Raw genomic sequence first — 24657 nt, 5'->3', positions numbered from 1 at the left:
TGGTTGCGCGCATCTGACGGCGGCTGCGGCTACTTCTTTCTATAAATTTGCCTATAAATCGGTGCGCAGCTTCCAGATTTCGGGAAACAGCACCACATCCAGCATCTTGCGCAGGTAACTCACACCGCCGGTACCGCCCGTGCCGCGCTTGAAGCCGATCACACGCTCCACCGTGGTGACATGGCGAAAACGCCAGAGCCTGAAGGCGTCTTCCAGGTCTGTCAGTTCCTCGCCCAACTGGTACAGGTCCCAGTGCTGTTTGGGGTCGCGATAGGCGACCAGCCAGGCCTGCTCCACGGCATCGCTCTCGACATAAGCCTGTGTCCAGTCGCGCTCGGTATGGCTGGCCGGAATGGGCAGGCCGCGCCGCGCCAGCAGGCGCAAGGCCTCGTCGTAAAGCGAGGGCGCTTCAAACGCCGCCTGCACCTGCGCCAGCAAATCGGGCCGGTGTGCATGCGGTTTGAGCATCGCAGCATTCTTGTTGCCCAGCGCAAACTCGACGCAGCGGTACTGGGCACTTTGAAAGCCGCTGGAGTTGGCGAGGTAAGGGCGTATGGCGCTGTACTCGGGCGGCGTCATGGTGGCCAGCACATCCCAGGCGTGTACCAGTTGCTCCATGATGCGGCTCACGCGTGCGAGTTTTTTGAAGGCGTCGCCGAGTTCATCTGCTGCAATGTTGGCGATGGCGGCATGCAGCTCATGCAGCATCAGTTTCATCCAGAGCTCGCTGGTCTGGTGCTGGACGATAAAAAGCATCTCGTCGTGCGCGGGCGAGAGCGGTTTTTGCGCGCTCAGGATTTCATCAAGGTGCAGGTAGTCGCCGTAGCTCATGGACTGGCTGAAGTCGAGTTGCGCCTTTTCATCGCGCACGATATCGGCAGGTGCCTTGTTTTTCATGAGAGGTCTTTCTTGAGAAGGCGCGAAGCGCGCTGCCCGCCGGGCCGCCCCAAGGGCAGACGGCCCCCTCGGGGGGCAGCGTAGTACGCGAAGCGACAAGCGTGGGGGCGATTCATTTCAGGTCACCGCATTTTTTTGATTGAATTCAGGTCTTTGCCATTCACCGCTGTCCAGCACTTGTTTGAGATGCTCGACAGCGTTCCACACATCTTCAAAGCCGATATACAGCGGCGTGAAGCCGAAGCGCAGGATGTCGAGGTGCTTGCCCGCATCGCCGTCGCCAGCACGAAAGTCGCCAATCACGCCGCGCGCAATCAGCGCTAGCACGATGGCGTAGGCGCCTTCGGTTTTGGTAAGGCACACCTGTGAGCCGCGCTGTGCGTGTTCACGTGGCGTCGCAAGACCCAGGCCGTGGCCGGCGCAACGTTCTTCCACCAGCGTGATGAACAGGTCGGTCAATGCAAGCGATTTGCGGCGCAGTGCCTGCATGCCGCCCAGCGCCTGCGCGGCCAGCACGGTATCCAGGCCGCATTCCAGCGCTGTCAGGCTCAGGATGGGTTGTGTGCCGCACAGGTAGCGCGTGATGCCGGGCGCGGGGCGGTAGTCGGGTGTGAATTCGAAAGGTGCGGCATGGCCCCACCAGCCCGACAGCGGTTGCCAGAAACGGTCCGCGTGTTTGGGGTTGACCCAGACAAAGGCCGGCGCACCGGGGCCGCCGTTAAGGTATTTGTAGCCGCAGCCGACGGAGAAATCGGCTTGTGCGCCGTTCAGGTCCACAGGTACCGCACCCGCGCTGTGCGCCAGGTCCCACACGGTCAAGATGCCCGCCGCATGCGCTGCGCGGGTCACGGCTTGCATGTCGTGCATGGCGCCGGTGCGGTAGTTCACATGGGTCAACATCAGCACTGCAACCTCGGCCGTCAAGGCTGCCGCTATTTCTTCGGGCTCCACCAGCAGCAACCGCATCCCGCGCTCCCTGCAAAGCCCTTCTGCGATGTAAAGGTCGGTGGGGAAATTGCTGCGCTCGCTGACCAGCACCTTGCGCCGCGGCGCGTCAACGGCTGCGATATGCAGTGCGGCGTTCAATACCTTGTAGAGGTTGATCGAGGTACTGTCAGTCGCCACCACTTCGCCGGGGTTTGCGCCAATCAGCTGCGCAATCTTGTCGCCCAGGCGTTGCGGCAGGTCAAACCAGCCGGCTTCGTTCCAGGAACGTATCAGGCCCTGGCCCCACTCTTGTGTCACCGCTTGCGCCACGCGTGCGGCTGCTGTGTTGGGTAACGCGCCCAGCGAGTTGCCGTCGAGGTAAATCACACCTTCAGGTAATGTGAACTGGTAGCGCAGTTCGCGCAACGGGTCTTGCTTGTCGAGGACGTGGCAGTCTTGCAGTGTGGTCATGGGATTTTTTTTCAGGGGAGTTCACGCAGGATGGCGCGCACGGGTGACGCGTCTGCCCGCATCAGCTTGAGCGGTAGCGCAATCAGTTCGTAGTCGCCTTCGAGTACGTCGTCGAGCACCAGGTTTTCCAGTACCCGCAGGCCATGTGCCAGCAATTGGTGGTGGCTGGGCAGGTCCTGGCTGGCGGCGGGGTCCACGCTGGGTGTGTCTATGCCTATGAGTGCTATTTTTTTGGTAGCTAGCAGCGCAAGTGTTTCGGGGGCTATGGCCGTAAAAGATGCCCAGGACTGGCTCGCGGTACGTGCCGTGCGCAGCAGCACGCGTGCGGGCAAACCGTCAAACGCATGGGCGATATGTTCGGGCAATACCAGCGGGCCGCAGTCCATGCAGTGGATCACGCGGCACGGGCCGAGGTAGGGCGCCAGGTCCAGCTCGCCCGAACTGGCGCCGCCGTCGGCATAGTGCATGGGCGCATCGGCGTGTGCGCCGGTATGCGGCGACAGGGTGATGCTGTTCACGTTGACCGGGCAGCCCGGCGCCAGCGAGAAATGCAGCCGCTGCGAATAAGCCGTGTCGCCGGGGAAAACGGCAGCCTGCTCGTCCACCGGGGGTGAGATGTCCCAGATTTTCAGCGGCCTGGCGGGGGTGCGAGCTGTCATGCTGCAAAGGTAGCACCGCTGAAAATACCGTGGTGTCGGTTATTTCCAACAGCCCCTGAAAATACCTTAAACCTGAAATATTGGATGCGCTGGCCGTGATCCGGTGCTGGGCCGGGCGGGTGCAGCGGGCATGGGGAGGCTGGGGCACAATCCAGATTTTCAGTGTTGATCCGTAGCTTTCCTAAAGAGAGAAAAAGGCATCCATGACATCCAGTGACAAAACCAATCCCAAAGTCGCACTTGTTACCGGCGCGGGCACCGGCATAGGCAGGGCGGTCGCGCTGGCTTTTTTGCGCGAGGGTTACAGCGTGGTGCTGGCCGGCCGGCGCATTGAGCCCTTGAATGAGGTCGCCAAAGAGTCTGGTTCGGATCGCGCCTTGCCCGTTTCCACTGATGTAGGCAGCCCCGAATCCGTCACGGCGCTGTTCGAAAAAATCAGGGAAAAATTTGGCCGCATTGATGTGCTGTTCAACAACGCCGGCGTCAGCGGCATAGGCACAGGTTTTGAAGACATCGCCTTTGACCATTGGCAGAACATCGTCAACATCAACCTGACGGGTTCATTCCTGTGCGCGCAGGGGGCTTTCAAACTGATGAAGGAGCAGTTGCCGCAAGGCGGCCGCATCATCAACAACGGCTCGATTTCCGCGCATGCGCCGCGGCCCAACTCGGCACCCTACACCTCGACCAAACATGCCATCACGGGCCTGACCAAATCCATCTCGCTGGACGGCCGCAAGTACAACATTGCCTGCGGGCAGATCGACATCGGCAATGCCCTGACCGAACTGTCCGCGCGCATGGCCAAGGGCGTGCCGCAGGCCAACGGCGAGATTGCCGTCGAGCCCATGATGGACGCAAAGGAAGTGGCCGATGCCGTGGTGCACATGGCGGCCTTGCCGCTGTCAACCAATGTGCAGTTCATGACCATCATGGCGACGAAGATGCCATTTGTGGGACGGGGTTGACGGCATGTTCAGTACCGCGAATCTTTCTGACGCCAACCTTGATGCAAAGGTGTGCGACCTGCAGTTGCGCAACTTTGGCGGGCGCGATTATTTTTTCGGTCCCTGCTTTCCGCTGCGGGTAGAGCAGGACCACAGGCCTGTCGACGAGATGGTCAGTACGCCGGGTGAAGGCCGTGTGCTGGTGGTGGACAGTGGTGGCTCCCTGCGCATCGGGGTTTTTGGTGACCGGCTGGCCGCCATCGCCGTGCGCAACGGCTGGGCGGGTGTGATCGTTCACGGTGCGATACGCGACACCGTCAAGCTCAAGACGCTTGACCTGGGTGTCAAGGCGCTGGGTGTGACTGCGCTCAGGAGTCGTGAACCCAAAGCCTCTGTGAAAGGTGAACCGGTTGAGTTCGGCGATGCGCGCTTTGAAGCCGGCGACTGGATTTACTGCGACCAGGATGCCGTCCTGGTCAGCAAGGTGAAGCTGGACCTGAAAACCGGTTAGGGCCGGCTTTTACTCCACCACGATCTTCAGTTCCTTGACCAGTTGCTGGTTGCGGGCATAGGTGTCACGCGCCAGTCTGGCAGCATCGGCAGAGCTGCCGCCTGTGATCTGTACACCCATGGTGCGCAGGCGCTCCTTGAAGTCCGGCGTCGCGAGGATGGCGTTGATCTCGGTGTTCAGGCGCTGGATGACCGGGGCCGGTGTGCCGGCAGGCGCCAGTATCTGGAAGAACACCGCTGTTTCAACACCGGCAATGCCGGACTCCGTCATGGTGGGCAGGCTGGGAATCAGCTCGGAGCGCTGCTTTTCAACCAGTCCAACCGGCACCAGCTTGCCGGCCGCGATATGCGGTGCGGCACCGGCCAGGGCCACGATCGACAGCGGCAATTCGCCGGCCAGCACGGCATTGACTGCGGGCAGCACACCGCGGTAAGGCACATGGTTCAGTTGGGTACCGCTGGAGCGTTTGAGCATTTCGCCAGCGATGTTCATGGGTGAACCTGTACCCGGGCTGCCGTAACTCGTGGGGCCGTTCTTTTTCAGGAAGGCCAGCAGTTCCTGTGGGGTTTTTACATTGATGGACGGGCTGGCCACGATGAGCACGGGTGCGTTGCCCGCCGTGAGTATGGGCGTGAAGTCCTTGATGACATCAAAGTTGGCACCACCCGCCTTGGGCGTGAGTATGGGCGCCATATAGACGTCGCTGGGCACAATCACGATGGTGTGGCCGTCCGGTGCCGAGCGGGCCACGCTGGATGCACCGACGAGTCCGCTGGCGCCGGGGCGGTTATCCACCACCACGGGCTGGCCCAGCTTTGCCGGTAATTTCTCGGACAGCATGCGTGCAATCAGGTCGTTGCTTGAGCCGGGCGCGACGGGCACCACAAATGTGATGGCCTTGGTCGGGCTCCAGGCTTGTGCCAGCGCGAGGGCCGGCGACAGTGCGACAAAAGTGCCTGCGACGAGGTTTTTGAAAAATGGGGTCATCAGTCTTGTCTCCTTTTTGTTAACGGCAGCTGTATGCGCCGGCTTGCTAAAGCGTGATGTTGATGTTCTTGCTCTGCGTGAATGCCAGCAGTTCCTCAATCGATTCCTCGCGGCCTATGCCGGATTGTTTGTATCCGCCATAACCTGTTCCCATGAAGTGCGGTCCGGCATTGTTCACCCAGATAAAACCCGACTGCACGCGTGAAGCGGTGCGGTGTGCCTTGGCCAGGTCTTTCGTGAAGATGGCAGCCGTCAGGCCATATTCCACACGGTTCACCTGCTCAAGCATGGCCTCTTCATCGTTCCATTTGATCACCGACAGCACCGGTCCGAAAACTTCTTCGTTTGCAATTCTCATATCCTGCGACACGCCGGTAAAAACGGTGGGCTCCACATAGAAGCCGCCCTGCAGTTCAGGTTCGGAAGGGACTTTTCCGCCACAGGCCAGCGTCGCGCCCTCTTTGATGCCGAGGTCGATATAGCCGAGGATTTTTTGTTGCTGCGCATGCGAGACGATGGCGCCCATGGTGGTGGCCGGGTCGGTCGGGATGCCGGGTTTGTAATGGCCGATTTTTTTCAGCAGGCCGGCCACCACCTCGTCATGGATGGATTCGTGCAGGAAGAGGCGCGAGGTCGAGCCGCATGACTGGCCGCACCAGGTGAAGTTCATGCCGGCCACCGCTCCGGTGATGGCACGTTCGATATCCGCGTCCGGGTAAACAATACAGGGGTTTTTTCCGCCCAGTTCAAGCGACACATGCTTGAGCCTGTCCGCGGCAGATTTTGCGACGGCGCGGCCGGTCGGCACGCTGCCTATCAGCGAGACATAGGGCACGTCCGGGTGGGCCGCCAGGGCGCTGCCGCATTCCGTGCCGCCGCTCATGATGCTCAGCACGCCGGGCGGGAGGATGCCGTCTATCAGCTCCATGAAGCGATAGGCCGACAGCGGCGCCTGGTAGGGCGGCTTCATGATGACGGTGTTGCCCGCGGCCAGCGGCGCTGCGCTTTTGGCTGCGGTAAACATCAGCGGGTGGTTGTAGGCCACGATACGGCCCACAACGCCAAAGGGCTCGCGTACCGAGAGGTTCACAACGCCGTCGCCCATGGGCATGGTGTCGCCTTTGAGTTCTGTCACCAGCCCGGCAAAGAAGTCGAACTGGGCTGCTGCAGCGAGCACGTCACGCGTCATTTCGGCCACCGGGTTGCCGCAGTTGATGGCGTCGAGCATGGCCAGCTCCGTGGCGTTGGCGCGCAGTATGGCGGCGACTTTGCGCAGCATGGCCGCCCTGTCGGCTGGTTTGGTTCGGCTCCACTGCGGGAAGGCCTGGTGGGCTGCGGCCACGGCTGCGTTGATATCCGCCGTATTGGCCTCTGCGCATGGGCCCAGCGATTCACCGGTGCCGGGATTCACGGTGTCCAGGTAGCCGCCTTGTGGTTTGTGCCAGGCGCCTGCGTAATAAAGGTCGCGGTTTTTGGGAAGGGGGAAGGGCGCTGCTGCGGGTTTGCGGGCTGCTGGGGTGATGCGTTGCTGAAGTTGCTGTTCCATGTTCCGGCTTTCTGTGATGTGCGCCAGATGTTAGGGACGGCAGCTCAGGCAGGCAAATGGATAAGGCGCATTTGGGGAATGGACGCCATGAATTGGCAATGCATGAAAGTGGCTGGCAAAACGTCGCGACCGTGCCTGCCACCTGGCCTGGTCAGAGTGATATCAGCCGCGCATGGGCAGGGCTTCGCCGGCGCGGTAACTTTGTGCGCAGAGGTTGCGAAACCACTGGTTGGCCGGGTCGCGGTGCATGCGCGTGTGCCACTGCATGCACAGGTCTATTTTTGGCAACTCGAAGGGCAAGGGAACAATGCGTACATTGGCCAGCCGGGTCATGGACAGCGCCGGGCCTACCGGTGCGGTCAGGACCAGGTCGCAGGCTGCGACGGTGGATGCCAGCCCGCCCCAGTAGGGCACAGACAGGCCGATTTTCCGCTTGATGCCCTTGGATGAAAACTGCGCGACCAGCAACTGGTCGAGTATGGAATGAATGGAGACAGCCGGATGGTAGGCGATGTGCGTGGCGGCTATGTACTCGGCCTCCGTCAGTGTTTCGCCTATCGTGGGGTGGTCCTTGCTGACCACGCAGGTCCAGGTTTCGGTGAACAGCGACTGGCGATGGAAGTCAGCACCCAGGTCCGGCAGGAAACCCATGGCCAGGTCCAGTTCACCATCGACCATGGCCTGTTTGGCTTCGCGCAGGGGCGGCGCAACGGTTTCAAGGGAAATGCCGGGTGCCTGTTGCCGCAGCTGCGACACCATCAGCGGCATGTGCACCAGCTGCGCGATATCGCTCAGCAGCAGCTTGAAACTGCGGTTGGCGGTAGAGGGTTTGAAGACGCGGGTGCGCTGCAATGTGTCGCGCAATTGCTCCAGTGTGCCGCGTATGGGCAGCTCCAGCTCCATGGCCAGCGGGGACGGCTCCATGCCCTTGGGCGTACGCACAAACAGCGGGTCGCCCAGTGCGTCGCGCAGCCGTTTTAACGAGTTGCTGGCGGCGGACTGGGACAGGCCGACCCGTTCCCCGGCGAGCGTCACGCTGCGTGTGCGCATCAGTGCATCGAACACAAGCAGGAGATTCAGGTCCAGCGAATTGAGGTTCATGGATGCGCTGGCGTGGGACTGCTTTGAGCGCGTGTCAGTCCAGCCGGCCGAGCAAAAGGTACTCCATCAGTGCCTTTTGCACATGCATCCGGTTCTCGGCCTCATCCCACACAACCGACTGCGGTCCGTCGATCACGTCGGCCTCGACTTCCTCACCGCGATGCGCGGGCAGGCAGTGCATGAACAATGCGTCGGGCCTGGCGGCCTTCATCATGTCGGTGTCCACGCACCAGTCGGCAAAGGCCTTCTTGCGCGCTTCGTTTTCGGCTTCGTAACCCATGCTGGTCCACACGTCGGTGGTCACCAGGTCGGCGCCGGCGCAGGCCTGCATCGGGTCCTTGAAGACCTTGTAGCTCTCGGCCGAGCGTATGCCTGCAATCGACTGGTCCACCTCGTAGCCGCCCGGTGTGCTCAGGTGCACCTTGAAGCCCAGGATTTCGCTGGCCTGCAGCCAGGTGTTGGCCATGTTGTTGCCGTCGCCTACCCAGGCTACCGTCTTGCCCTTGATGGAGCCGCGGTGCTCTATGTAGGTGAAGATGTCTGCCAGGATCTGGCAGGGGTGGAATTCATTCGTCAGGCCGTTGATGACGGGCACGCGCGAATGCTCTGCAAAACGGTCTATCTTGCTTTGCTCAAAGGTGCGGATCATCACCAGGTCCACCATACGGCTGATGACCTTGGCGCTGTCTTCAATCGGCTCGGCGCGGCCCAGCTGGCTGTTGTCCGTGGTGAGGTTGACCACGGTCCCGCCCAGCTGGTACATGCCGGCCTCAAAGCTCACGCGCGTGCGCGTGGAGGCTTTCTCGAAAATCATGACCATGGTGCGGTCAATCAGCGGCTGGTGTTTTTCGTAGGCCTTGAATTTCTTCTTGATGAGGGCGGTGCGCTCAAACAGGTAGGCGTACTCGGTCGCGTCGAGGTCGCTGAACTGCAGGTAGTGTTTGATCTGGTTGCTGCTGCTGGCGGTCATGGTTATGCTTTTTCCTTGAGCAGTTGCTTGATCAGCGGGACCAGGATGGCGACCGCTTCATCGGCTTCGGCTGTGGTCATGATGAGCGAGGGCACCATGCGGATCACGGTGTCGGCGGTGACGCTCAGGAGCAGGCCGTTTTCGGCGGCACGGCCCAGCAGTTCACCGCAGGGCACGGTCAATTCAATGCCCAGCATCAGGCCGCGGCCGCGGATTTCCTTGACCCCGGCCACGCCGGCCAGTTCGCGTGCCAGTGCTGCGCGCAGGTGGTCGCCGACCTTGACGGCGTTGGCCAGCAGGCCTTCTTCTTCCATGAGGCGTATGGTTTCAACCCCGGCGCGCATGGCCAGCGGATTGCCGCCAAAGGTGGTGCCATGGTTGCCGGGCTGGAAGATATGGGCGGCCTTGGGGCCGGCCACCACGGCTCCAATCGGCACGCCGGAACCCAGCCCCTTGGCCAGCGGCATCACGTCGGGCTTGATGCCCGACCACTGGTGTGCAAACCATTTGCCGGTGCGGCCCATGCCGCACTGCACTTCGTCAATCATCAGCAGCCAGTCGCGCTTGTCGCAGAGCGCACGCACCTCGCGCAGGTACTCGTCCTTCATGCTGTGGATGCCGCCTTCGCCCTGGATGGCTTCAAAAAACACAGCGACGACGTTGGGGTTGCCGGTGGTGGCCGCCTCCAGCGCCTTGATGTCATTGAGCGGCACACGGATAAAACCCTCGACCAGCGGGCCAAAACCGGCCTGCACCTTGGGGTTGCCCGTGGCGCTCAGTGTGGCGATGCTGCGGCCGTGGAAGGCATGTTCATAGACCACGATCTCGGGCCGCTCGATGCCCTTGTCATGGCCGAACTTGCGCGCCAGCTTCAGGGCAGCTTCATTGGCTTCCAGGCCGGTAGAGCAGAAAAACACGTTTTCAAGGCCGGACAACTCGACCAGTTTGGTGGCCAGTGTTTCCTGCAGCGGCACATGGTAGTAGTTGGAGCTGTGGATGATCTTGCTGATCTGGTCCTGCAGCGCGGGCACCAGTTTGGGGTGGTTGTGCCCCAGTGTGTTGACGGCAATGCCGCCCAGGGCATCCAGGTAGCGCTTGCCGTTGACGTCCCAGACTCGGCAGCCCTGGCCGTGCGACAGCGCTATCGGCAGGCGGCCATAGGTGTTCATCACATGAGGGGAGGCGGCTTCGATGTGCTTGGGAAGGGCTGCAGTCATTAAAAACTCCGGGGCATTGCGGGCTACTGTTGGAAATGGGAAGCCCGCTACAAAATGTTGCGGGCTGAAATGATTTTAGGCGCAGACCTTGCTGCCATTTGTGACGATACTGCATCACTGCGATGCAGGGCCGTTTTATGAAACCAGCTGTTGTAAACCCGGACCTGAGTCTTATATAAGATAGAATACTTGTGCGGTGCAGCATGGGGTCATATCCAACTCCGTGGCACGCCAAAAACCCTCCACCCGATGGTCTCAAACTCCGCCAAAGAAGTCTTTATTCAGGGCATTACCCATGATGGCAGAACCTTCCGGCCCAGCGACTGGGCCGACAGGTTGTGCGGCGTCATGAGCCAGTTTCGCCCCGGCGGTCCGCAGCCCGGCAGCCACCTGACCTACTCGCCCTGGTGTGTGCCCATGCTTATCAATGGCGTGAAATGCGTGGTGGTCAATGCCGAACTGCGCGATGCCGAGCCCATGGCCTGGGATTTTGCGATCAACTTCGCCAAAGACAACGACCTGCAGATGGCCGAAGCCTGTCTTCTTCCCGATAAGCCATAAAGCTACTGCGCGTGTGCGATGCGGCGTTGCGCGGTGCTCGCAATCCTCATGTACCTGAAGTACATTCCGGTTGCTGTGCTCCGGGCGCCTTGCCTCACACCCTGCTCGCTACGCTTTCTGACTCATCGTTAGTGTTGCCAATACGAAGAACGAAGGCAGAAACAAAAAAGCCGTCTTTCGACGGCTTTTTGCTTCACTTGCAGCGCACCCTGCAAAACGGCGGACTGTCTGTTTAAAACAGTCCGGGCGGTTTTGCCTAATCGCTTAGGCGGCCTTTGCGGGGGCCAGTGCCAAGGCTTTCACCTTGGCGGACAGACGGCTTTTATCGCGTGCTGCCTTGTTCTTGTGGAAGATGCCCTTGTCGGCAACCGTGTCCACAATGCTTTGGGCCTTGGCGAAGAGGTCTTTGGCCTTGTCTTTGTCGCCAGCGGCAACGGCTTTTTCGACGTTCTTCACCGCGGTGCGGTATTTGGAGCGCAGCGAGGTGTTCGCGGCGTTGAGTTTGACGTCCTGGCGGACGCGTTTACGGCCTGATGCAAGGCGTGGGTTCTTTTTCTTGGGTTTGGCGGTTGCCATAAATAGTTTCCTTTAATCCTGGGAGGAGTCTGCGGATGTTGCGAGCGAAGCCCATGATTATACAACGCCCCCCACGGTCGTGCACTTCGTGTCACTTCCTGCCCCCCGAGGGGGCCGCCCGCCTGTGGCCCGGCGAAGCAGCCGGTTCCACGGCTTGAGCTTGAATCTCTCCGTTGAGCGCAGTGCCCTTTCCCGCCTTCCTTCCTCACCGGACAACCATGGGTGGCAAGCCCTCTTCGCAAGCAGGGGCCGCGGGACTGGCTTTGCCAGACCGCAGGCGCAGCGGCCCCCTCGGGGGGCAGAGAGCTACACGAAGTGAGCGAACGTGGGGGCCATTACACTCTCCCGGTGTCACTTTTCAAAGCCGCCTCCACCGTTTCACTGCTCACCCTGGTTTCCCGCATCACCGGCCTGGTGCGTGAGCTGCTGATCGCATCGACTTTTGGCGCCAGCGCCATGACCGACGCTTTCAACGTGGCATTTCGCATACCCAACCTGTTTCGCCGCCTGTTTGCCGAGGGGGCTTTCAGCCAAGCCTTTGTACCGGTGCTGGCGGCGAGCAAGGCCAAACACGGCGAGGAGCAGACAAAACTGCTGATAGACCGGGTTGCCACCTTGCTCGCCTGGGCGCTGCTGCTGACCTGCGTGGCGGGTGTGGCCGCCGCGCCTGTGCTGGTCTGGGTCATGGCCAGCGGGCTGAAGCAGGAGCCGCGCGGTTTTGAGGCGGCCGTGTTCATGACGCGCTGGATGTTTCCGTATATCGGCTTCATGTCGCTGGTGGCACTGTCGTCGGGCGTACTCAACACCTGGCGGCGTTTTGCGGTGCCTGCGGCGACGCCTGTGCTGCTCAACCTGTCCATGATTGCGGCGGCCTGGCTGGGCGCGCCCTGGCTCAAGGCGCACGGCATTGAGCCGGTTTACGCCCTGGGCGGCGGCGTGATGCTGGGCGGCATCCTGCAACTGGCGGTGCAGGTGCCGGCGCTGCTGCGCCTGGGCATGCTCCCGAAAATCGGCTTGAGCTGGACCTTGGTCAAGGAAGCATGGACCGATCCCGCGACCAAAAATATCGCAAAACTGATGGTGCCGGCCTTGCTGGGTGTGAGCGTTGCGCAGATTTCGCTGCTGATCAACACGCAGATTGCCTCGCACCTGGCTCCCGGCAGTGTCAGCTGGCTCAGTTACGCAGACCGCTTGATGGAGTTCCCTACCGCCATGCTGGGCGTGGCCATAGGCGTGGTGCTGATGCCGCAACTGGCGGCGGCCAAGGCGGCAAATGACGCTGACAGGTATTCGGCCATGCTGGACTGGGGCCTGCGCATCGTGGTGCTGCTGGCTGTGCCTTGCGCAGTGGCCTTGCTGACCTTTGCCCAGCCGCTGGTGGCCACGCTTTACCACTACGGGGCTTTTACCGACAAGGATGTGCAGCAGACCACCACGGCGCTGATGGGTTATGGCGCGGGCCTGCTTGGCCTGGTGGCCATCAAGGTGCTGGCGCCGGGCTTTTACGCCAGCCAGGACATCAAGACGCCGGTGCGCATTGCGGTGCTGGTGCTGGTCCTGACGCAGTTGCTCAACGTGGCGCTGGTCCCGGTGCTGCAGCAGGCCGGGCTGGCGCTGGCCATAGGCATAGGCGCCTTGATCAATGCGCTGCTGCTGCTGTTTGGTCTGGTGCGGCGCGGCAGTTACAGGCCCGCGCCCGGCTGGGGTGTATTCGCCTGCCAGGTGATTGGCGCCAGCGCGCTGCTGGCCGTGTTTTTGCTGTGGGCTGACGGCAGCGTGAACTGGCTGGGCCTCAAAGCTGCGTATTTACAACGGATTGGCCTGCTGGTTGGCGTTCTGTGCGCATCAGCAGCTATATATTTCATAGCGCTCAGGGTATCAGGGCTCAAGCTGCGCCAGCTGATGCGGCGTTGAGCGGCGTTGGCCTGCCGGGGCGCACCGGGCGCTTGTGGCAGGGTGCACACGGTTTGCCATGTCCGGGGCCGTAATTTGTGAGAAAGTAGGGCCATGGAATTAAATCTGGACGTTCCGTCCCCCCTGCAATATTTCTCCAGCCTGGTCCAAAGCGATGAGCATTTCCCCCTGCTGGAGGCTGCCATCAGCCTGGCCCAGGACGAATACCCTGACCTGGACGTGCAGCAGGTGCTGGGCGATGTGGACCAGTTGCTGGCCCGCCTCAAGCGCCGCCTGCCGGCTGATGCGTCCTCCCTGCAGAAGTTGCGCCTGCTGAACCAGTTTTTCTTTCACGACCTGAATTTTGGCGGCAACGTCAATGACTATTACGACCCCGACAACAGCTACCTCAACGCGGTGCTGAAAACCCGGCGTGGCATCCCTATCACGCTGGCCGTGTTGTGGCTGGAGCTGGCCGGCGGGCTGGGACTGAACGCGCGTGGTGTGGCTTTCCCCGGGCATTTCATGGTCAAGATCAACCTGCCCAAGGGCCAGGTGGTGATAGACCCGTTTACCGGCCAGTCCCTGAGCCGCGAGGAATTGTCGGAGCGGCTGGAGCCCTTCAAGCAAAAAAGCAGCCTGGACGACGAATTTGAAATGCCCATAGGGCTGTACCTGCAGTCGGCGCCGCCCCGCGAGATCATCAGCCGCATGCTGCGCAACCTCAAGGAAATCCACAAAACGCAAGAGGACTGGCAGCGTCTGATTGCCGTCGAAGATCGCCTGATCGTGCTGCAGCCCGACGCCTGGCCCGAGTACCGCGACCGTGGCCTGGCCTGGGCGGTTCAGGGTCAGCCCGCGCGTGCCGTGCCTGATCTTGAGAAATACCTGGCTCAGGCCGAGGACGCGCAGGACCTGGATGCGGTGGCGCTGCGGCTGGCGCAATTGCGCGACCAGGCCAGCTGAACCCGGCGAACGCAACCAGGGCGCTAGTGCGGCGCGCGCTTTAAAAATTGCGGAATCTGCAGGCCATCCGTTGAATTCACATTTCGTGTCATCGCGGGTTTTCCGCTGGACACAACGGGTGCACTGCTGAGCCTGCCTGCCCCCAGCACTGACAAACGCCCGCCATGCACCATGGACTCCTGCGCGGGCATGAGGCTGCTGGGCAGGGACCTTCCCAGGCGCGAGCTGTCTGGCTGCGCCGGACGAAATGTACCGGGTAATGCCGGTGCCGGCGTGACCGCCCGGGGCACCGCCTGCACGGGCCTTGCCGCGGGAGCGCTGGGCGCGGCCAGGCTGCCTGCCCCTGCAGTCAGGGAATCGTTGGCGGCCTGCGGCGGATAGAGCTGCGGCTCCAGCCATCCGAGTATGGACTCCCACTGCAGCAGGTCGGTGGCGGCAATTTGGGGCGGCAGGTCGAAAATGGTCATGCCGCGCTCCAGGCTTTTGACATACAGCTGGGTCTCGCGCAAGGCCCCCAGGAAGGGAATGCCAAGGCCTTCAAACCATTCCTGGAGGTTTTTTGCGGCATGGGTGCGGCCATCGATGCGCATGCCGACGGTCACCAGGCGGCAGCGGCCGCTGGCGACACGCGGCAGTGTCATGAGTTCTGCGTGGCAGGCTTCGGCCGATTCGCGGTCAAACATGGAATTGCAGACCGGCATGACGATGGCATCGGCGAACATCACCACCCGTGCCAGCTCAAAACCGTGCATGCCGCCGGGGGTGTCGAGCACCACGTGCGTAATGCCAGTGGGCACGCGCAACATGTTTTTTTGGTCAACAGCCCAGGGTGCGATGACGGGCAGGCCGGGGTCGCGGCGCTTGAGCCAGGCCCGTGCGGACTGCTGCCGGTCCACGTCGCCGAGCATGACGGAACTGCCGCGGCGGGCCGCCCACGCCGCGATATGCGCGGCCAGCGTGCTTTTGCCACTACCCCCTTTACGGTTGACGACTGCAATGACTGGCATGGGTGCTCCATGAGCAATACAAAGGCACAGTTTGATACAAATACGATCAAATGTCCAGTTGGCCCAGTCAGGGCGCGCGCGGGCAGCTAGTATTTTTGTAGCAGAAGGACCCGAATCGGGGCCTTCAATGCATCGCGCGGTGTTTAGCCGACGACGACGGCGGCACCATCCGCACGCGTTGCAATCACGCCGATCTCGTAGACCTGCTCGCCTGCATCGCGCAGTGTTTTTGCCGTGGCTTGCGCACTGGCGGCGTCCACCACCACGACCATGCCTATGCCGTTGTTGAAGGTGCGGTTCATCTCGAAGTCGTCGATGCCGGCCGTCTTCTGCAGCCAGGCAAACAGCTCGGTTTGTGGCCAACTGCCCTTTTTAAGGTGTGCCGCCGTGCCTTCGGGCAGCACGCGCGGGATGTTTTCCAGCAAGCCGCCGCCGGTGATGTGGGCCAGCGCCTTGATCGGATGTGCAGCCAGCGCGGCCAGCACATTCTTGACGTACAGCCGTGTCGGCTCCATCAGGGCTTCCCGGAACGGCTTGCCGTCGAGTTTTGCGGGGGCATCGCTGCCAGCGCGCTCAATACATTTGCGTACCAGGCTGAAACCGTTGGAATGCACGCCGCTGCTGGCCAGGCCCAGCACGACATCGCCGGCCTTGACTTCCTTGCCGGTCAGGATTTTTGATTTTTCGACTGCGCCGACGGCAAAACCGGCCAGGTCGTACTCACCGTCCGGGTACATGCCCGGCATTTCGGCGGTTTCGCCGCCAATCAGGGCGCAGCCGCTCAGTTCGCAGCCTTTGGCGATGCCGCCGACCACGGCTGCGGCCGTGTCCACGTCCAGCTTGCCGCAGGCGAAATAATCAAGGAAAAACAGCGGTTCGGCACCTTGCACCAGCACGTCGTTGACGCTCATGGCCACCAGGTCAATGCCCACGGTGTCGTGCATATTCCATTCAAAAGCCAGGCGCAGCTTGGTGCCCACGCCGTCGGTGCCGCTGACCAGCACCGGCTCCTTGTAGCGTTTGGGCACTTCAAACAGCGCGCCAAAGCCGCCAATGCCCGCCAGCACACCCTCGCGCATGGTCTTTTTGGCCAGTGGCTTGATGCGTTCAACCAAGGCATCGCCCGCGTCAATGTCAACGCCGGCGTCTTTGTAGGAGAGGGGGGAATTCGTCATGGTGGGGTCTTGATGCGGCGGATAGGGGCTGGGGTGGCGGGCATGGGCGGTTTGCCGACTTTGGCAGCGCTACAAGCCCGATAGAATCAGGTGATGATTCTAAAGGCTCTGTGGAATGCCACTTTTCGGCACGCTTTGCGCCTTCAATAGTCCATCCGGGCAAGCTCAACCCAAGGCTTTATGCAATTCACCAACACCCAAAAACGTGCGTCCGCCTGGTGCCTGATTGCGGCGCTGCTCGTTTTGGCGCTGTGGCAGCTCGGCCCGGTACTGACGCCCTTTGTGGTGGCCGCCGTGCTGGCTTATGCGCTGACGCCACTGGTCAACCGGATAGACGGCTGGGGCAGGGGCCGCATGCCGCGCGTGTTTGCGGTGATCCTGGTTGAACTGCTTTTCCTGGTGACCGCGCTTGGCATCGTGCTGATGATAGTGCCCATCGTGGCCAAGGAAGTACCGCTGATGCGCGAGCAGGTGCCCTTGCTGGTGGACCGCCTCAGCACCGGCCTGACGCCCTGGCTGGCGCAGTTCGGCATCAACGTGTCGCTGGACGTCGCAAGCATCAAGGCCGTTGTGCTCAAGTACCTCAATGCCAATTACGAAGAGGCCTTCGGGTCATTGCTGTCGTCGCTCAAGCTGGGCGGAAGCGTCGCCCTGACCGTGATCGGCAACGCGGTGCTGATTCCCGTGGCGCTGTTTTACCTGCTGATGGACTGGGACAAGTTTGTCGGCCGCCTGCTGGAGCTGGTGCCCTCGCCCATGCGGACGTCTTTTGACAGTTTTACGAAAGAAGCGGATTCCGTGCTCGGCCAGTACCTGCGCGGGCAACTGCTGGTGATGCTGGCGATGGCCACGTTTTATGCCGTCGGGCTGGCGCTTTTCGGGCTGGACCTGGCCCTGCCCATAGGCATTTTTACGGGGCTGGCCATGTTCATCCCCTACCTCGGCTTCGGCATAGGCCTGTTGCTGGCGATACTCGCCGGTTTGCTGCAGTTTGCCTCGCTCAAGGCGCTGGTCATGGTGGCGGTGGTGTACGGCATTGGCCAGGTGGTTGAGAGCCTGTTCCTGACGCCGCGGCTGGTTGGTGAACGCATAGGCCTGCATCCGCTGATGGTTATTTTTGCCTTGCTGGCCTTTGGCCAGGTGTTTGGTTTTGTCGGCGTGCTGGTTGCGTTGCCTGCCAGTGCCGTCTTGCTGGTGGGCATACGCCGCCTCAAGGCCAGCTACATGGCCAGCAAGCTTTACAAAGGCTGATGGGCACCATGACGGGCATGAAACAGATTGCGCTGGATATCGGGCTTGCCTCGGTGCCGTCGTTCGCCAATTTTTTTGCCGGCCCCAACGAGGCGGCGCTCAGGCACCTCGAGTTGTGGGCCGGCAACACGCTGCGTTCGCCGGTGCCGGCCTACTTGTGGGGCGAGCCGGGCAGCGGCAAAACCCATTTGCTCAAGGCTGTCAGCGAAACCCTGCGCGAGCAGGGCGCGCGTGCCGGCTGGCTGGATGCCTCGGTGCTGGAGCCGCCTGAATTTGACGATGCCTGGGCAGCGGTGATTCTGGACGAGTGCCATCTCTACACAGCCGTGCAGCAGCAGGCGGCGTTCAACTGGTTCGTCAATGCCCTGAGTTCTGCCGACGGGCAGCCGCGCTGGGTGCTGGCCGCCGGCAACCTGCCGCCGGCCGACCTGGCGCTGCGCGAGGACTTGCGCACGCGGCTGGGCTGGGGCCATGTGTTTGAGCTGCACGCGCTGACCGAACCCGAGCGGCGCGCCGTGCTGCGGCGTGAGGCCGATGCGCGCGGGGTGTTTCTAAGCGACGAAGCCATGGACTTCATGCTGACGCGCTTTTCCCGCGACCTGAGCAGCCTCATGCAGCTGCTGGACCAGCTTGACGGCTATGCGCTGCAAACCCAGCGTGCCATCACGATCCCGCTGATCAAGGCCATGCTGGAAAACGAATAAATGTGACTGTATGACCGTGCCTAAAAAGATTGCCTTATTTGACCTTGACCATACGCTGATCCCCATAGATTCGGACTACGAGTGGGGTGAGTTCACCATCAGCCTGGGCTGGTGTGATGCCACCGAGTTCAAACGCCGCAACACCGAGTTTTTTGAACAGTACCGCGCCGGAACGCTCGACATCCATGACTATGTGCGTTTTGCCACGCAGGCCATCCGGGAGCAGGGTGCTACCAAATCGATAGCTGGTCATGCCCGTTTCATGGAGGCTGTGGTGCAAAAGAACATCAAGGAGCAGGCCCTGGAGCTGGTCCAGGGTCATCAGCGTGCTGGTGATGAGCTTGTGATCGTCACCGCCACCAACGAATTTGTAACCCGACCGATTGCCGACGCATTCGGTGTGAAGGAGCTGATTGCGGTGGAGCTGGAGCGCGATGCGCAAGGCTGGGTGACGGGGGAAATCAAGGGCACGCCTTCAGCCCGTGAAGGCAAGGTCACCCGCGTTGAACAATGGCTGGCTGACCGCGGCTTGGGCTGGAACGACGTGGAAACCACCTTCTATACCGACTCCATGAACGACCTGGCGCTGCTTGAAAAAGCAAGCCACCCGGTAGCCACCAATCCGGACGCACGCCTGCGGGCGCTGGCCGCAGATCGCGGATGGCGCATACTTGACCTGTTTTAATCATTTGGGTAGAGCCCGTCCCGCTGCAGACGGCGGTGGCTCCCCAAAATTCGCGACCTCATGATCAAAAAATTTATCGACAAGCTGTTTGGCAAGGCTCCAGGCCCGGAATCCGCCGCCAAACGGGTCAAAAAATCCCCCTTCGGCACGCGCCACGACATCCCTGTCAAAGAGCATGGCATCAACACCAAACTGGTCGACGAGAGGGCCTGGGATGTCGTCCATACGCTGAAAGAAGCCGGTTTTCAGGCCTATATCGTGGGCGGTGCGGTGCGCGACCTGCTGGTCGGCCTGCGTCCCAAGGACTTTGACGTGGCCACCGATGCCACGCCCGAGCAGGTCAAGCAGCTGTTTCGCCGCGCCTTCATCATCGGCCGGCGTTTTCGCATCGTCCATGTCATTTATGGCCGTGGCCGCGAGCATGAGGTGATTGAGGTATCCACCTTCCGCGCACATCTGGACAGCAGCCAGGCCGAGCAGGTGGGTGGCAACGAACGCACCAGCAAGAGCGAGCTGGCCGGCATGAAACACGCCGTGGATGCGTCCGGCCGGGTGCTGCGCGACAACGTCTGGGGCCCGATGGAGGAAGACGCCGCTCGCCGCGATTTCACCATCAATGCCATGTACTACGACCCTGAAACGCAGATCGTGGTCGACTATCACAACGGCATCAAGGATGCGAAGAAAAAAATCATACGCATGATCGGTGACCCGGCCGTGCGTTACCGCGAAGACCCGGTGCGCATCATCCGCGCCGTGCGCTTTGCCGCCAAGCTCAGCGCGTTGGGTTTCAGGTTTGAAGACAAGACCGTTGCGCCGCTGCGCGAAATGAAGGGCCTGCTGGCCGACGTGCCGCAGTCGCGCCTGTTTGACGAAATGCTCAAGCTGCTGCAAACCGGCCACGCGCTGGCCAGCATCGAGCAGCTCAAGGCACTCGGCCTGGGCACGGGCATTTACCCGCTGCTGGACGTGGTGGTCGAGGCGGCCGATCAGCCTTTCCTGAACCTCGCCCTGAGCGACACCGACCGCCGCGTCGGCGAGGGCAAGCCTGTCGCGCCCAGCTTTTTGCTGTCCTGCGTGTTGTGGTCGGATGTGCGTGACGGCTGGGCACGGCGATTGAAGCGCGGCGAGCACACCATGCCCGCGCTGCAGGATGCGATTGACGATGCCTTCAACGCCAAAATCGGCGATGTGTCGGGCCGCGGCAAGCTGGGCACCGACATGCGCGAAATCTGGACCATGCAGCCGCGGTTTGAAAAACGCGTTGGCAGCTCGCCCTATTCGCTGCTGGAGCAGCCGCGCTTTCGTGCCGGCTTCGACTTTTTGCGCCTGCGTGCGCAAACCGGCGAGGTGGATACCGAACTGGCCGAGTGGTGGGAAAAGTTCAGCACGGCTTATGACGATGAACGCCACGCCATGATCGAGGCCGTGAGGCAGGCACAACTGCAAAAACCGCAGCAACCCCGCACGCGTGTGAAGCGGCAGGACGGCGATGCGGGCAGCCCCGCTGCCGGCAAGTCCTCAGTCGGCGCGGATGCCGGCCAGCCGGCGGAGACGTTTGCAGAACAAGGCGACATGGCGCCGGCCAAAAAACGCCGCCGCCGCCGCAAGCCTGCGAACCGTGTCAACCCCGGTGCCGCCGAAGGCAGCAGCGACCAGCCATCGCCGGACGCCGCCTCCAGTTCCTGAGCCGTGAGCGCCGCCCGTTCCGTGCAGGCCTGGATTGCTTTGGGCGCCAATCTCGGTGATGCCGCTGCGGCGCTCGGGCAGGCGGTAAAGGCCATTGATGGCCTGCCGCTCACGCAGGTTTTCAAGGTTTCCAGCCTGTATAAAACTGCTCCGCTGGATACCGACTCGGGTGCTGAAGCGAACGCGCCCGGCGATGATTACATCAATGCCGTGCTCGGGGTGGAAACGGGCCTGACTGCGCCTTCATTGCTTGAGCATCTGCAACAAATAGAACAGGCCGCCGGCCGTGAAAGGCCGTACCGCAACGCACCGCGCACACTGGACCTGGACCTGCTGCTGTACGGCAGCGCCAGCATCGATTCACCGCGCCTGACAGTGCCGCATCCGCGCATGCTGCAGCGGGCATTTGTATTGGTGCCGCTGGCGGAAATCGCGCCTGATCTGGTGAGCGCCGAGCAACTGCAGGCCGTTGCGCACCAGGCTATCAAAAGGTTTGGTGAGCTGAAAAGCTAAGGCGCCAGGCGCTCACGCAGCCAGCTGGCATCAGCCTGCAAGGTGTAGCGCAAACGGTCATGCAAACGGCTCTTGCGGCCCTGCCAGAACTGCCAGTTATCCGGCTTGAGCCGGTAGCCGCCCCAGTGCGGCGGGCGCGGCGGCTGCAGCAAAAATTTCGCGCCGAATTTGGCCGCATTGGCCACCAGCACACCACGGCCGGCAATCACTTCGCTTTGCGGGCTGGCCCAGGCGCCTATGCGTGAGTCCAGTGGCCGGCTGCTGAAATAGGCATCGCTTTCTTCTGCGGATACTTTTTCGACCATGCCTTCAATGCGTACCGTGCGCTCCAGCTCGACCCAGTGAAACTGCAGCGCTGCATAGGGGTTGCCGGCGAGCTCCGTGCCCTTGCGGCTGTTGTAGTTGGTGTACCAGACGATGCCGCGCTCGTCATAGCCCTTGATCAACACCACGCGTGTCGATGGGCGCAGGTCACTGGAGACCGTGGCCAGCGTCATGGCGTTCGGCTCGGGAACCTTCGCGGCAAGGGCTTCCTTGAGCCACAGGTCGAATTGTTTCATCGGGTCGGCCTGCGAGGCTTCTTCGTTGAATTCGGCGCGTTCGTAGCTTTTGCGAAGGTCGGCGATGGAGGGGTTGGAATCTGACATCATTCAAGTATAAGGATTGCTCTTTCCATTTTTGCCAAGCCTGCCTTGGCGACTTCCCTGTCCAACTGCCGTCCCATGATGCCTTCTCTTCCCGTTGTGATTGTTCTTGCCGCCGGCCGTGGTGAGCGTTTTGCGGCTTCGGGCGGCACCGTGCACAAGCTCCAGGCCTTGCTGGCAGGCAAACCTGTCGTCGAACATGTGCTGGATGCCGTGCGCGCCAGCGGCCTGCCTTGCCATGTGGTGGTTGCAGACGCTTCGCGCCCCGGCATGGGGGACTCGATTGCGGCCGGCGTGCGGGCCACTGCCGATGCGCCGGGCTGGCTGATCCTGCCGGCCGACCTGCCGTTGGTTCGCAGCCAGACCTTGCTCGCCATCGCACTGGCACCGCCCGCCGCTGTGACGGTTCCGCTGTACAGAGGCCAGCGCGGCCACCCGGTGCGTTTTGGCCTGGCGTGCGCTCGGGAATTGATGGAATTAAAGGGAAATCAGGGCGCAGCCGAGGTAGTACGTGCGCAGTCAGCTATCAATTCGGTAGCGTTTCTGGAGCTTGATGATGCCGGCATCGTGACCGACATTGATACCCTCGATGACCTGCGCCGGGCGGAAATGCTGCTTGCCACGCGCTGATTTTGGGAAGTAAAAACGTGAGCCCAAGAGGCATTGAGCAACTGTTGAGGTCTTACTCAAGCCGGGGCCGCGGAACCGGCTTTGCCGGGCCGTAGGCGCAGCGCCCCCTCGGGGCAGAGAGCTACGCGAAGCGAGCGAGTGTGGGGGCTCTAGCTTTTTATGACCGCGCAGGCCAGCCGCGGCCCGGCGTTGCCGGTGGGCTGGGTTTTGTAGTCGTCCGGGTCACGGTGAACGATCAGCCCGCGGCCCACGATGTCGGTGCTGCCGCTGCCCACTGCAATGGTTCTTGACTCAAAACTGATTGTCGCCACGCCGTTTGCATCGGCCTTGAGGCTGGGGATGTCACCGGCATGGTGCGCCATGTCGGCATGGTTGCCGTGCGGCTGGCCGCCTGGGTTGAAATGCCCGCCGGTGCTCATGCCGTCGCCGCTGGAACAGTCACCTTTTTCATGCACGTGAAAACCGTGCTCTGCATTGGGCTTGAGGCCGCGTACCTCGCCGGAGACCATCACCTTGTCGCCGTTCTGGACAAAGTTGACCGTGCCGCTGACGCTGCTGCCGGTGGTGCCTTGCAACTGCGCCACGGCGCGCGGGCCGCCCATGCTGGAGGCGCAGGCGCTGAGCACAAGGGCCGCAGCCAGCGGCGCCAGACGGTATTTCATCATGATGGGGTCTCCTTGCTGTTGGTATTGGGAACTGGAGCGCCCACTTTAGGCCGTACCGCCCAGACTGGCAAGCACAGGCCCCAAACCGGTTCAGCGCCTGACCAGCGCCAGCAGCTTGCCCAGCGCGTGGTCATGGATACCCAGTTCGCGCAATTTGTCGTAAGTCAGTTGGGCATACTCACGTGTCGTGCCATAGCGGCCGCAGGAGTCTGAAAAAATCTGCCTGTAGGCTTCCTCGCTGAGCACGCCGGTATGGTTGGGGCTGCGTTTGGACAGTGTGAAGGCCAATGCCCGTACCACGCCCATTTCAGTCTGGCAGCGCAGCCATTTGGGGTCATACACGCCGTTGGGCATTTCCCTGTCCCACAGGGCGGGCAGGGCGGCAGCGACACGTTCCCGCGGTATACGAAACGCCACCCCCTTGCAACTGCCGCCGTGCAGTAGCCCGAACACCAGGCCCGGGCATTCGGGCGTGCCGCGGTTCACCCGGCTCCACATTTTCAGGGCGCGGTGGTAGCCGTAAATGGTGGAAAAACGTTTTTCAGCGAACTCAAACTCAGGCCGCCAGATCAGCGAGGCGTAACCAAAAATCCACAGGTCGCTTTTCCCGCCCCACTCGCGCCTCACCACTTCGAGCATATGCGCCGGGTCGCGGGGGTTTTGCGGGCTGGGCGCCGGTCGGGGTTGGACTGTATTTGCCACAGTCACACTTTACAATGCGCAGAGTTTTTTTAAAGGGAATAAGCGATGTCTCAGGATGATGACGGCCAGCAAGGCCTGGTGTTGACGATTGTTTTTGGCCTGATTGCCCTGGTGGTCGCACTGGTGATCGGTGTGGGCATTTACCAGAGCGGCAAGGACATTGCCCCTGCGACGGCCCTGGCCGCCAGCGCTCCGGCCGTGGTGCCAGTGGCTGCCACGGCCCAGGCGGACACAGCGAATGCCGCCAATGCTGCCCAGGCCGCCTCTGATGCGGCCAGTATCAAGGTCGAGAACGGCGTCGTGAAGTTTTATTTTGCGACCGGCAAGGCTGACCTGGCTGCGGGTGCTGGTGATGCCCTGGCCGATGTGGTCCAGGGTGCCAAGGCCGGCCGCAAGCTGGTGATCTCCGGTTTTCATGATGCGACCGGCGATGCCGCCAAAAATGCGGAACTGGCCAAGCAACGTGCCCTGGCCGTGCGCGACGCCCTCAAGGCTGCCGGCGTGACGGAGCAGCAGATCGAACTTAAAAAGCCCGAGCAGTTGACGGCCAGCGGCAGCAATGCCGAAGCCCGGCGTGTGGAAGTCACGTTGCAGTAATCCTGCCTGAAGCCGGCCAGCACCGCCTTTTTTTGCAGGTGGTTTTAGCCGGGTTCTGGTAACCCTTTGGTAACCAGGACTACAGCCAAAGCGGCGCCCAACAGTTACTATGGGGTTGGTAATTAAGTTACACAACCGGAAGTAGCACCGCATGGCCGCCCATCCC

The 24657-nt window shown here is 61.8% G+C and carries 26 protein-coding genes; 12 read left to right on the top strand and 14 right to left on the bottom strand.

Features of this window, described 5'->3' with window-relative positions; translation table 11 throughout:
- Positions 1 to 51: 51 nt before the first annotated feature.
- The 3 genes from kynA to kynB all read right to left on the bottom strand — a co-directional run bounded on the left by kynA (position 52) and on the right by kynB (position 2954).
- Positions 52 to 897: a tryptophan 2,3-dioxygenase gene (gene kynA, locus ACFQND_RS24465; protein ID WP_371440053.1), complete on the bottom strand. Its 846-nt coding sequence runs from the start codon at positions 895 to 897 to the stop codon at positions 52 to 54.
- A gap of 117 nt (positions 898 to 1014) precedes the next feature.
- Positions 1015 to 2295, bottom strand: coding sequence for a kynureninase (gene kynU, locus ACFQND_RS24460; RefSeq protein WP_371440052.1), 1281 nt, complete (start codon positions 2293 to 2295; stop codon positions 1015 to 1017).
- Between the two features lie 11 nt (positions 2296 to 2306).
- Positions 2307 to 2954, bottom strand: coding sequence for an arylformamidase (gene kynB, locus ACFQND_RS24455; RefSeq protein WP_371440051.1), 648 nt, complete (start codon positions 2952 to 2954; stop codon positions 2307 to 2309).
- A 203-nt stretch (positions 2955 to 3157) separates the two neighbouring features.
- Between kynB and ACFQND_RS24450 the strand changes: the two genes are divergently transcribed.
- Both ACFQND_RS24450 and rraA read left to right on the top strand, forming a co-directional pair.
- Positions 3158 to 3922 (top strand): SDR family oxidoreductase, encoded by a 765-nt coding sequence (locus tag ACFQND_RS24450; RefSeq protein ID WP_371440050.1) that lies wholly within the window; start codon positions 3158 to 3160, stop codon positions 3920 to 3922.
- A gap of 4 nt (positions 3923 to 3926) precedes the next feature.
- A complete protein-coding gene (gene rraA / locus ACFQND_RS24445; protein WP_371440049.1) occupies positions 3927 to 4412 on the top strand; it encodes a ribonuclease E activity regulator RraA in 486 nt (161 codons plus the stop codon).
- A gap of 9 nt (positions 4413 to 4421) precedes the next feature.
- On the opposite strand, the gene ACFQND_RS24440 is transcribed toward rraA, so the two are convergent.
- The 5 genes from ACFQND_RS24440 to ACFQND_RS24420 form a co-directional block, all read right to left on the bottom strand.
- Positions 4422 to 5399, bottom strand: coding sequence for a Bug family tripartite tricarboxylate transporter substrate binding protein (locus ACFQND_RS24440; protein WP_371440048.1), 978 nt, complete (start codon positions 5397 to 5399; stop codon positions 4422 to 4424).
- Between the two features lie 46 nt (positions 5400 to 5445).
- Entirely contained in the window at positions 5446 to 6945 is a 1500-nt protein-coding gene (locus tag ACFQND_RS24435) for an aldehyde dehydrogenase family protein (protein ID WP_371440047.1), read from the bottom strand.
- Positions 6946 to 7107: 162 nt separating this feature from the next.
- Complete coding sequence (locus ACFQND_RS24430; protein ID WP_371440046.1) at positions 7108 to 8046, bottom strand: LysR family transcriptional regulator; 939 nt, start codon at positions 8044 to 8046, stop codon at positions 7108 to 7110.
- Between the two features lie 34 nt (positions 8047 to 8080).
- The gene (gene argF, locus ACFQND_RS24425; RefSeq protein ID WP_371440045.1) at positions 8081 to 9016 is read right to left on the bottom strand and encodes an ornithine carbamoyltransferase; all 936 of its coding nucleotides are present in this window, start codon (positions 9014 to 9016) and stop codon (positions 8081 to 8083) included.
- Positions 9017 to 9018: 2 nt separating this feature from the next.
- Positions 9019 to 10233, bottom strand: a complete 1215-nt coding sequence (locus ACFQND_RS24420) for an aspartate aminotransferase family protein (RefSeq protein WP_371440044.1) — start codon at positions 10231 to 10233, stop codon at positions 9019 to 9021.
- A gap of 249 nt (positions 10234 to 10482) precedes the next feature.
- Between ACFQND_RS24420 and ACFQND_RS24415 the strand changes: the two genes are divergently transcribed.
- Positions 10483 to 10794 (top strand): DUF3579 domain-containing protein, encoded by a 312-nt coding sequence (locus ACFQND_RS24415; protein WP_371440043.1) that lies wholly within the window; start codon positions 10483 to 10485, stop codon positions 10792 to 10794.
- 264 nt (positions 10795 to 11058) lie between these two features.
- On the opposite strand, the gene rpsT is transcribed toward ACFQND_RS24415, so the two are convergent.
- Entirely contained in the window at positions 11059 to 11370 is a 312-nt protein-coding gene (rpsT, locus tag ACFQND_RS24410) for a 30S ribosomal protein S20 (RefSeq protein ID WP_007864125.1), read from the bottom strand.
- Positions 11371 to 11718: 348 nt separating this feature from the next.
- Between rpsT and murJ the strand changes: the two genes are divergently transcribed.
- Positions 11719 to 13284, top strand: a complete 1566-nt coding sequence (gene murJ, locus ACFQND_RS24405) for a murein biosynthesis integral membrane protein MurJ (protein ID WP_371440042.1) — start codon at positions 11719 to 11721, stop codon at positions 13282 to 13284.
- A gap of 93 nt (positions 13285 to 13377) precedes the next feature.
- Positions 13378 to 14229: a SirB1 family protein gene (locus ACFQND_RS24400; protein WP_371440041.1), complete on the top strand. Its 852-nt coding sequence runs from the start codon at positions 13378 to 13380 to the stop codon at positions 14227 to 14229.
- Positions 14230 to 14252: 23 nt separating this feature from the next.
- Here ACFQND_RS24400 and ACFQND_RS24395 read toward each other — a convergent pair whose 3' ends face one another.
- Positions 14253 to 15236, bottom strand: a complete 984-nt coding sequence (locus ACFQND_RS24395) for a nucleotide-binding protein (protein WP_371440040.1) — start codon at positions 15234 to 15236, stop codon at positions 14253 to 14255.
- Positions 15237 to 15379: 143 nt separating this feature from the next.
- Positions 15380 to 16411: a phosphoribosylformylglycinamidine cyclo-ligase gene (gene purM, locus ACFQND_RS24390; RefSeq protein ID WP_371440039.1), complete on the bottom strand. Its 1032-nt coding sequence runs from the start codon at positions 16409 to 16411 to the stop codon at positions 15380 to 15382.
- 180 nt (positions 16412 to 16591) lie between these two features.
- On the opposite strand from purM, the gene ACFQND_RS24385 reads away from it, so the two are divergent.
- Genes ACFQND_RS24385 through folK form a run of 5 tightly spaced genes read left to right on the top strand, consistent with a single transcriptional unit; the run spans position 16592 to position 21253 of the window.
- Positions 16592 to 17662 (top strand): AI-2E family transporter, encoded by a 1071-nt coding sequence (locus ACFQND_RS24385; protein WP_371440038.1) that lies wholly within the window; start codon positions 16592 to 16594, stop codon positions 17660 to 17662.
- A gap of 17 nt (positions 17663 to 17679) precedes the next feature.
- On the top strand, positions 17680 to 18366 hold the full coding sequence (hda, locus tag ACFQND_RS24380) for a DnaA regulatory inactivator Hda (protein WP_371440091.1): 687 nt from the start codon (positions 17680 to 17682) through the stop codon (positions 18364 to 18366).
- Positions 18367 to 18376: 10 nt separating this feature from the next.
- Positions 18377 to 19051, top strand: coding sequence for an HAD family hydrolase (locus ACFQND_RS24375; protein ID WP_371440037.1), 675 nt, complete (start codon positions 18377 to 18379; stop codon positions 19049 to 19051).
- Positions 19052 to 19111: 60 nt separating this feature from the next.
- A complete protein-coding gene (gene pcnB, locus ACFQND_RS24370) occupies positions 19112 to 20740 on the top strand; it encodes a polynucleotide adenylyltransferase PcnB (protein ID WP_371440036.1) in 1629 nt (542 codons plus the stop codon).
- Between the two features lie 3 nt (positions 20741 to 20743).
- Entirely contained in the window at positions 20744 to 21253 is a 510-nt protein-coding gene (folK, locus tag ACFQND_RS24365; protein ID WP_371440035.1) for a 2-amino-4-hydroxy-6-hydroxymethyldihydropteridine diphosphokinase, read from the top strand.
- On the opposite strand, the gene pdxH is transcribed toward folK, so the two are convergent.
- On the bottom strand, positions 21250 to 21903 hold the full coding sequence (pdxH, locus tag ACFQND_RS24360) for a pyridoxamine 5'-phosphate oxidase (protein ID WP_371440034.1): 654 nt from the start codon (positions 21901 to 21903) through the stop codon (positions 21250 to 21252). The two genes, folK and pdxH, sit on opposite strands and share 4 nt — an antisense overlap.
- 72 nt (positions 21904 to 21975) lie before the next feature.
- Between pdxH and ACFQND_RS24355 the strand changes: the two genes are divergently transcribed.
- On the top strand, positions 21976 to 22527 hold the full coding sequence (locus ACFQND_RS24355) for a nucleotidyltransferase family protein (RefSeq protein ID WP_371440090.1): 552 nt from the start codon (positions 21976 to 21978) through the stop codon (positions 22525 to 22527).
- 149 nt (positions 22528 to 22676) lie between these two features.
- On the opposite strand, the gene ACFQND_RS24350 is transcribed toward ACFQND_RS24355, so the two are convergent.
- Positions 22677 to 23189 (bottom strand): superoxide dismutase family protein, encoded by a 513-nt coding sequence (locus ACFQND_RS24350; protein ID WP_371440089.1) that lies wholly within the window; start codon positions 23187 to 23189, stop codon positions 22677 to 22679.
- A gap of 93 nt (positions 23190 to 23282) precedes the next feature.
- The gene (locus tag ACFQND_RS24345) at positions 23283 to 23831 is read right to left on the bottom strand and encodes a gamma-glutamylcyclotransferase (protein WP_371440088.1); all 549 of its coding nucleotides are present in this window, start codon (positions 23829 to 23831) and stop codon (positions 23283 to 23285) included.
- 108 nt (positions 23832 to 23939) lie between these two features.
- Between ACFQND_RS24345 and ACFQND_RS24340 the strand changes: the two genes are divergently transcribed.
- The gene (locus tag ACFQND_RS24340) at positions 23940 to 24491 is read left to right on the top strand and encodes an OmpA family protein (RefSeq protein ID WP_371440033.1); all 552 of its coding nucleotides are present in this window, start codon (positions 23940 to 23942) and stop codon (positions 24489 to 24491) included.
- Positions 24492 to 24657 lie beyond the last annotated feature (166 nt).

This window comes from Polaromonas aquatica, assembly GCF_042659145.1.
GTDB classification, from domain to species: Bacteria; Pseudomonadota; Gammaproteobacteria; order Burkholderiales; family Burkholderiaceae_C; genus Polaromonas; species Polaromonas aquatica.
Note: the sequence above shows the minus strand (reverse complement) of the source record. Positions and strands in the feature narration are given on the sequence as shown.

What these genes read in the sequence shown, in the direction of transcription:
- kynA (WP_371440053.1), bottom strand. Translation starts at nt 897, where the DNA reads ATGAAAAACAAGGCACCTGCCGATATCGTGCGCGATGAAAAGGCGCAA.
- kynU (WP_371440052.1), bottom strand. Translation starts at nt 2,295, where the DNA reads ATGACCACACTGCAAGACTGCCACGTCCTCGACAAGCAAGACCCGTTG.
- kynB (WP_371440051.1), bottom strand. Translation starts at nt 2,954, where the DNA reads ATGACAGCTCGCACCCCCGCCAGGCCGCTGAAAATCTGGGACATCTCA.
- ACFQND_RS24450 (WP_371440050.1), top strand. Translation starts at nt 3,158, where the DNA reads ATGACATCCAGTGACAAAACCAATCCCAAAGTCGCACTTGTTACCGGC.
- rraA (WP_371440049.1), top strand. Translation starts at nt 3,927, where the DNA reads ATGTTCAGTACCGCGAATCTTTCTGACGCCAACCTTGATGCAAAGGTG.
- ACFQND_RS24440 (WP_371440048.1), bottom strand. Translation starts at nt 5,399, where the DNA reads ATGACCCCATTTTTCAAAAACCTCGTCGCAGGCACTTTTGTCGCACTG.
- ACFQND_RS24435 (WP_371440047.1), bottom strand. Translation starts at nt 6,945, where the DNA reads ATGGAACAGCAACTTCAGCAACGCATCACCCCAGCAGCCCGCAAACCC.
- ACFQND_RS24430 (WP_371440046.1), bottom strand. Translation starts at nt 8,046, where the DNA reads ATGAACCTCAATTCGCTGGACCTGAATCTCCTGCTTGTGTTCGATGCA.
- argF (WP_371440045.1), bottom strand. Translation starts at nt 9,016, where the DNA reads ATGACCGCCAGCAGCAGCAACCAGATCAAACACTACCTGCAGTTCAGC.
- ACFQND_RS24420 (WP_371440044.1), bottom strand. Translation starts at nt 10,233, where the DNA reads ATGACTGCAGCCCTTCCCAAGCACATCGAAGCCGCCTCCCCTCATGTG.
- ACFQND_RS24415 (WP_371440043.1), top strand. Translation starts at nt 10,483, where the DNA reads ATGGTCTCAAACTCCGCCAAAGAAGTCTTTATTCAGGGCATTACCCAT.
- rpsT (WP_007864125.1), bottom strand. Translation starts at nt 11,370, where the DNA reads ATGGCAACCGCCAAACCCAAGAAAAAGAACCCACGCCTTGCATCAGGC.
- ACFQND_RS24400 (WP_371440041.1), top strand. Translation starts at nt 13,378, where the DNA reads ATGGAATTAAATCTGGACGTTCCGTCCCCCCTGCAATATTTCTCCAGC.
- ACFQND_RS24395 (WP_371440040.1), bottom strand. Translation starts at nt 15,236, where the DNA reads ATGCCAGTCATTGCAGTCGTCAACCGTAAAGGGGGTAGTGGCAAAAGC.
- purM (WP_371440039.1), bottom strand. Translation starts at nt 16,411, where the DNA reads ATGACGAATTCCCCCCTCTCCTACAAAGACGCCGGCGTTGACATTGAC.
- ACFQND_RS24385 (WP_371440038.1), top strand. Translation starts at nt 16,592, where the DNA reads ATGCAATTCACCAACACCCAAAAACGTGCGTCCGCCTGGTGCCTGATT.
- hda (WP_371440091.1), top strand. Translation starts at nt 17,680, where the DNA reads ATGAAACAGATTGCGCTGGATATCGGGCTTGCCTCGGTGCCGTCGTTC.
- ACFQND_RS24375 (WP_371440037.1), top strand. Translation starts at nt 18,377, where the DNA reads ATGACCGTGCCTAAAAAGATTGCCTTATTTGACCTTGACCATACGCTG.
- pcnB (WP_371440036.1), top strand. Translation starts at nt 19,112, where the DNA reads ATGATCAAAAAATTTATCGACAAGCTGTTTGGCAAGGCTCCAGGCCCG.
- pdxH (WP_371440034.1), bottom strand. Translation starts at nt 21,903, where the DNA reads ATGATGTCAGATTCCAACCCCTCCATCGCCGACCTTCGCAAAAGCTAC.
- ACFQND_RS24355 (WP_371440090.1), top strand. Translation starts at nt 21,976, where the DNA reads ATGATGCCTTCTCTTCCCGTTGTGATTGTTCTTGCCGCCGGCCGTGGT.
- ACFQND_RS24350 (WP_371440089.1), bottom strand. Translation starts at nt 23,189, where the DNA reads ATGAAATACCGTCTGGCGCCGCTGGCTGCGGCCCTTGTGCTCAGCGCC.
- ACFQND_RS24345 (WP_371440088.1), bottom strand. Translation starts at nt 23,831, where the DNA reads ATGCTCGAAGTGGTGAGGCGCGAGTGGGGCGGGAAAAGCGACCTGTGG.
- ACFQND_RS24340 (WP_371440033.1), top strand. Translation starts at nt 23,940, where the DNA reads ATGTCTCAGGATGATGACGGCCAGCAAGGCCTGGTGTTGACGATTGTT.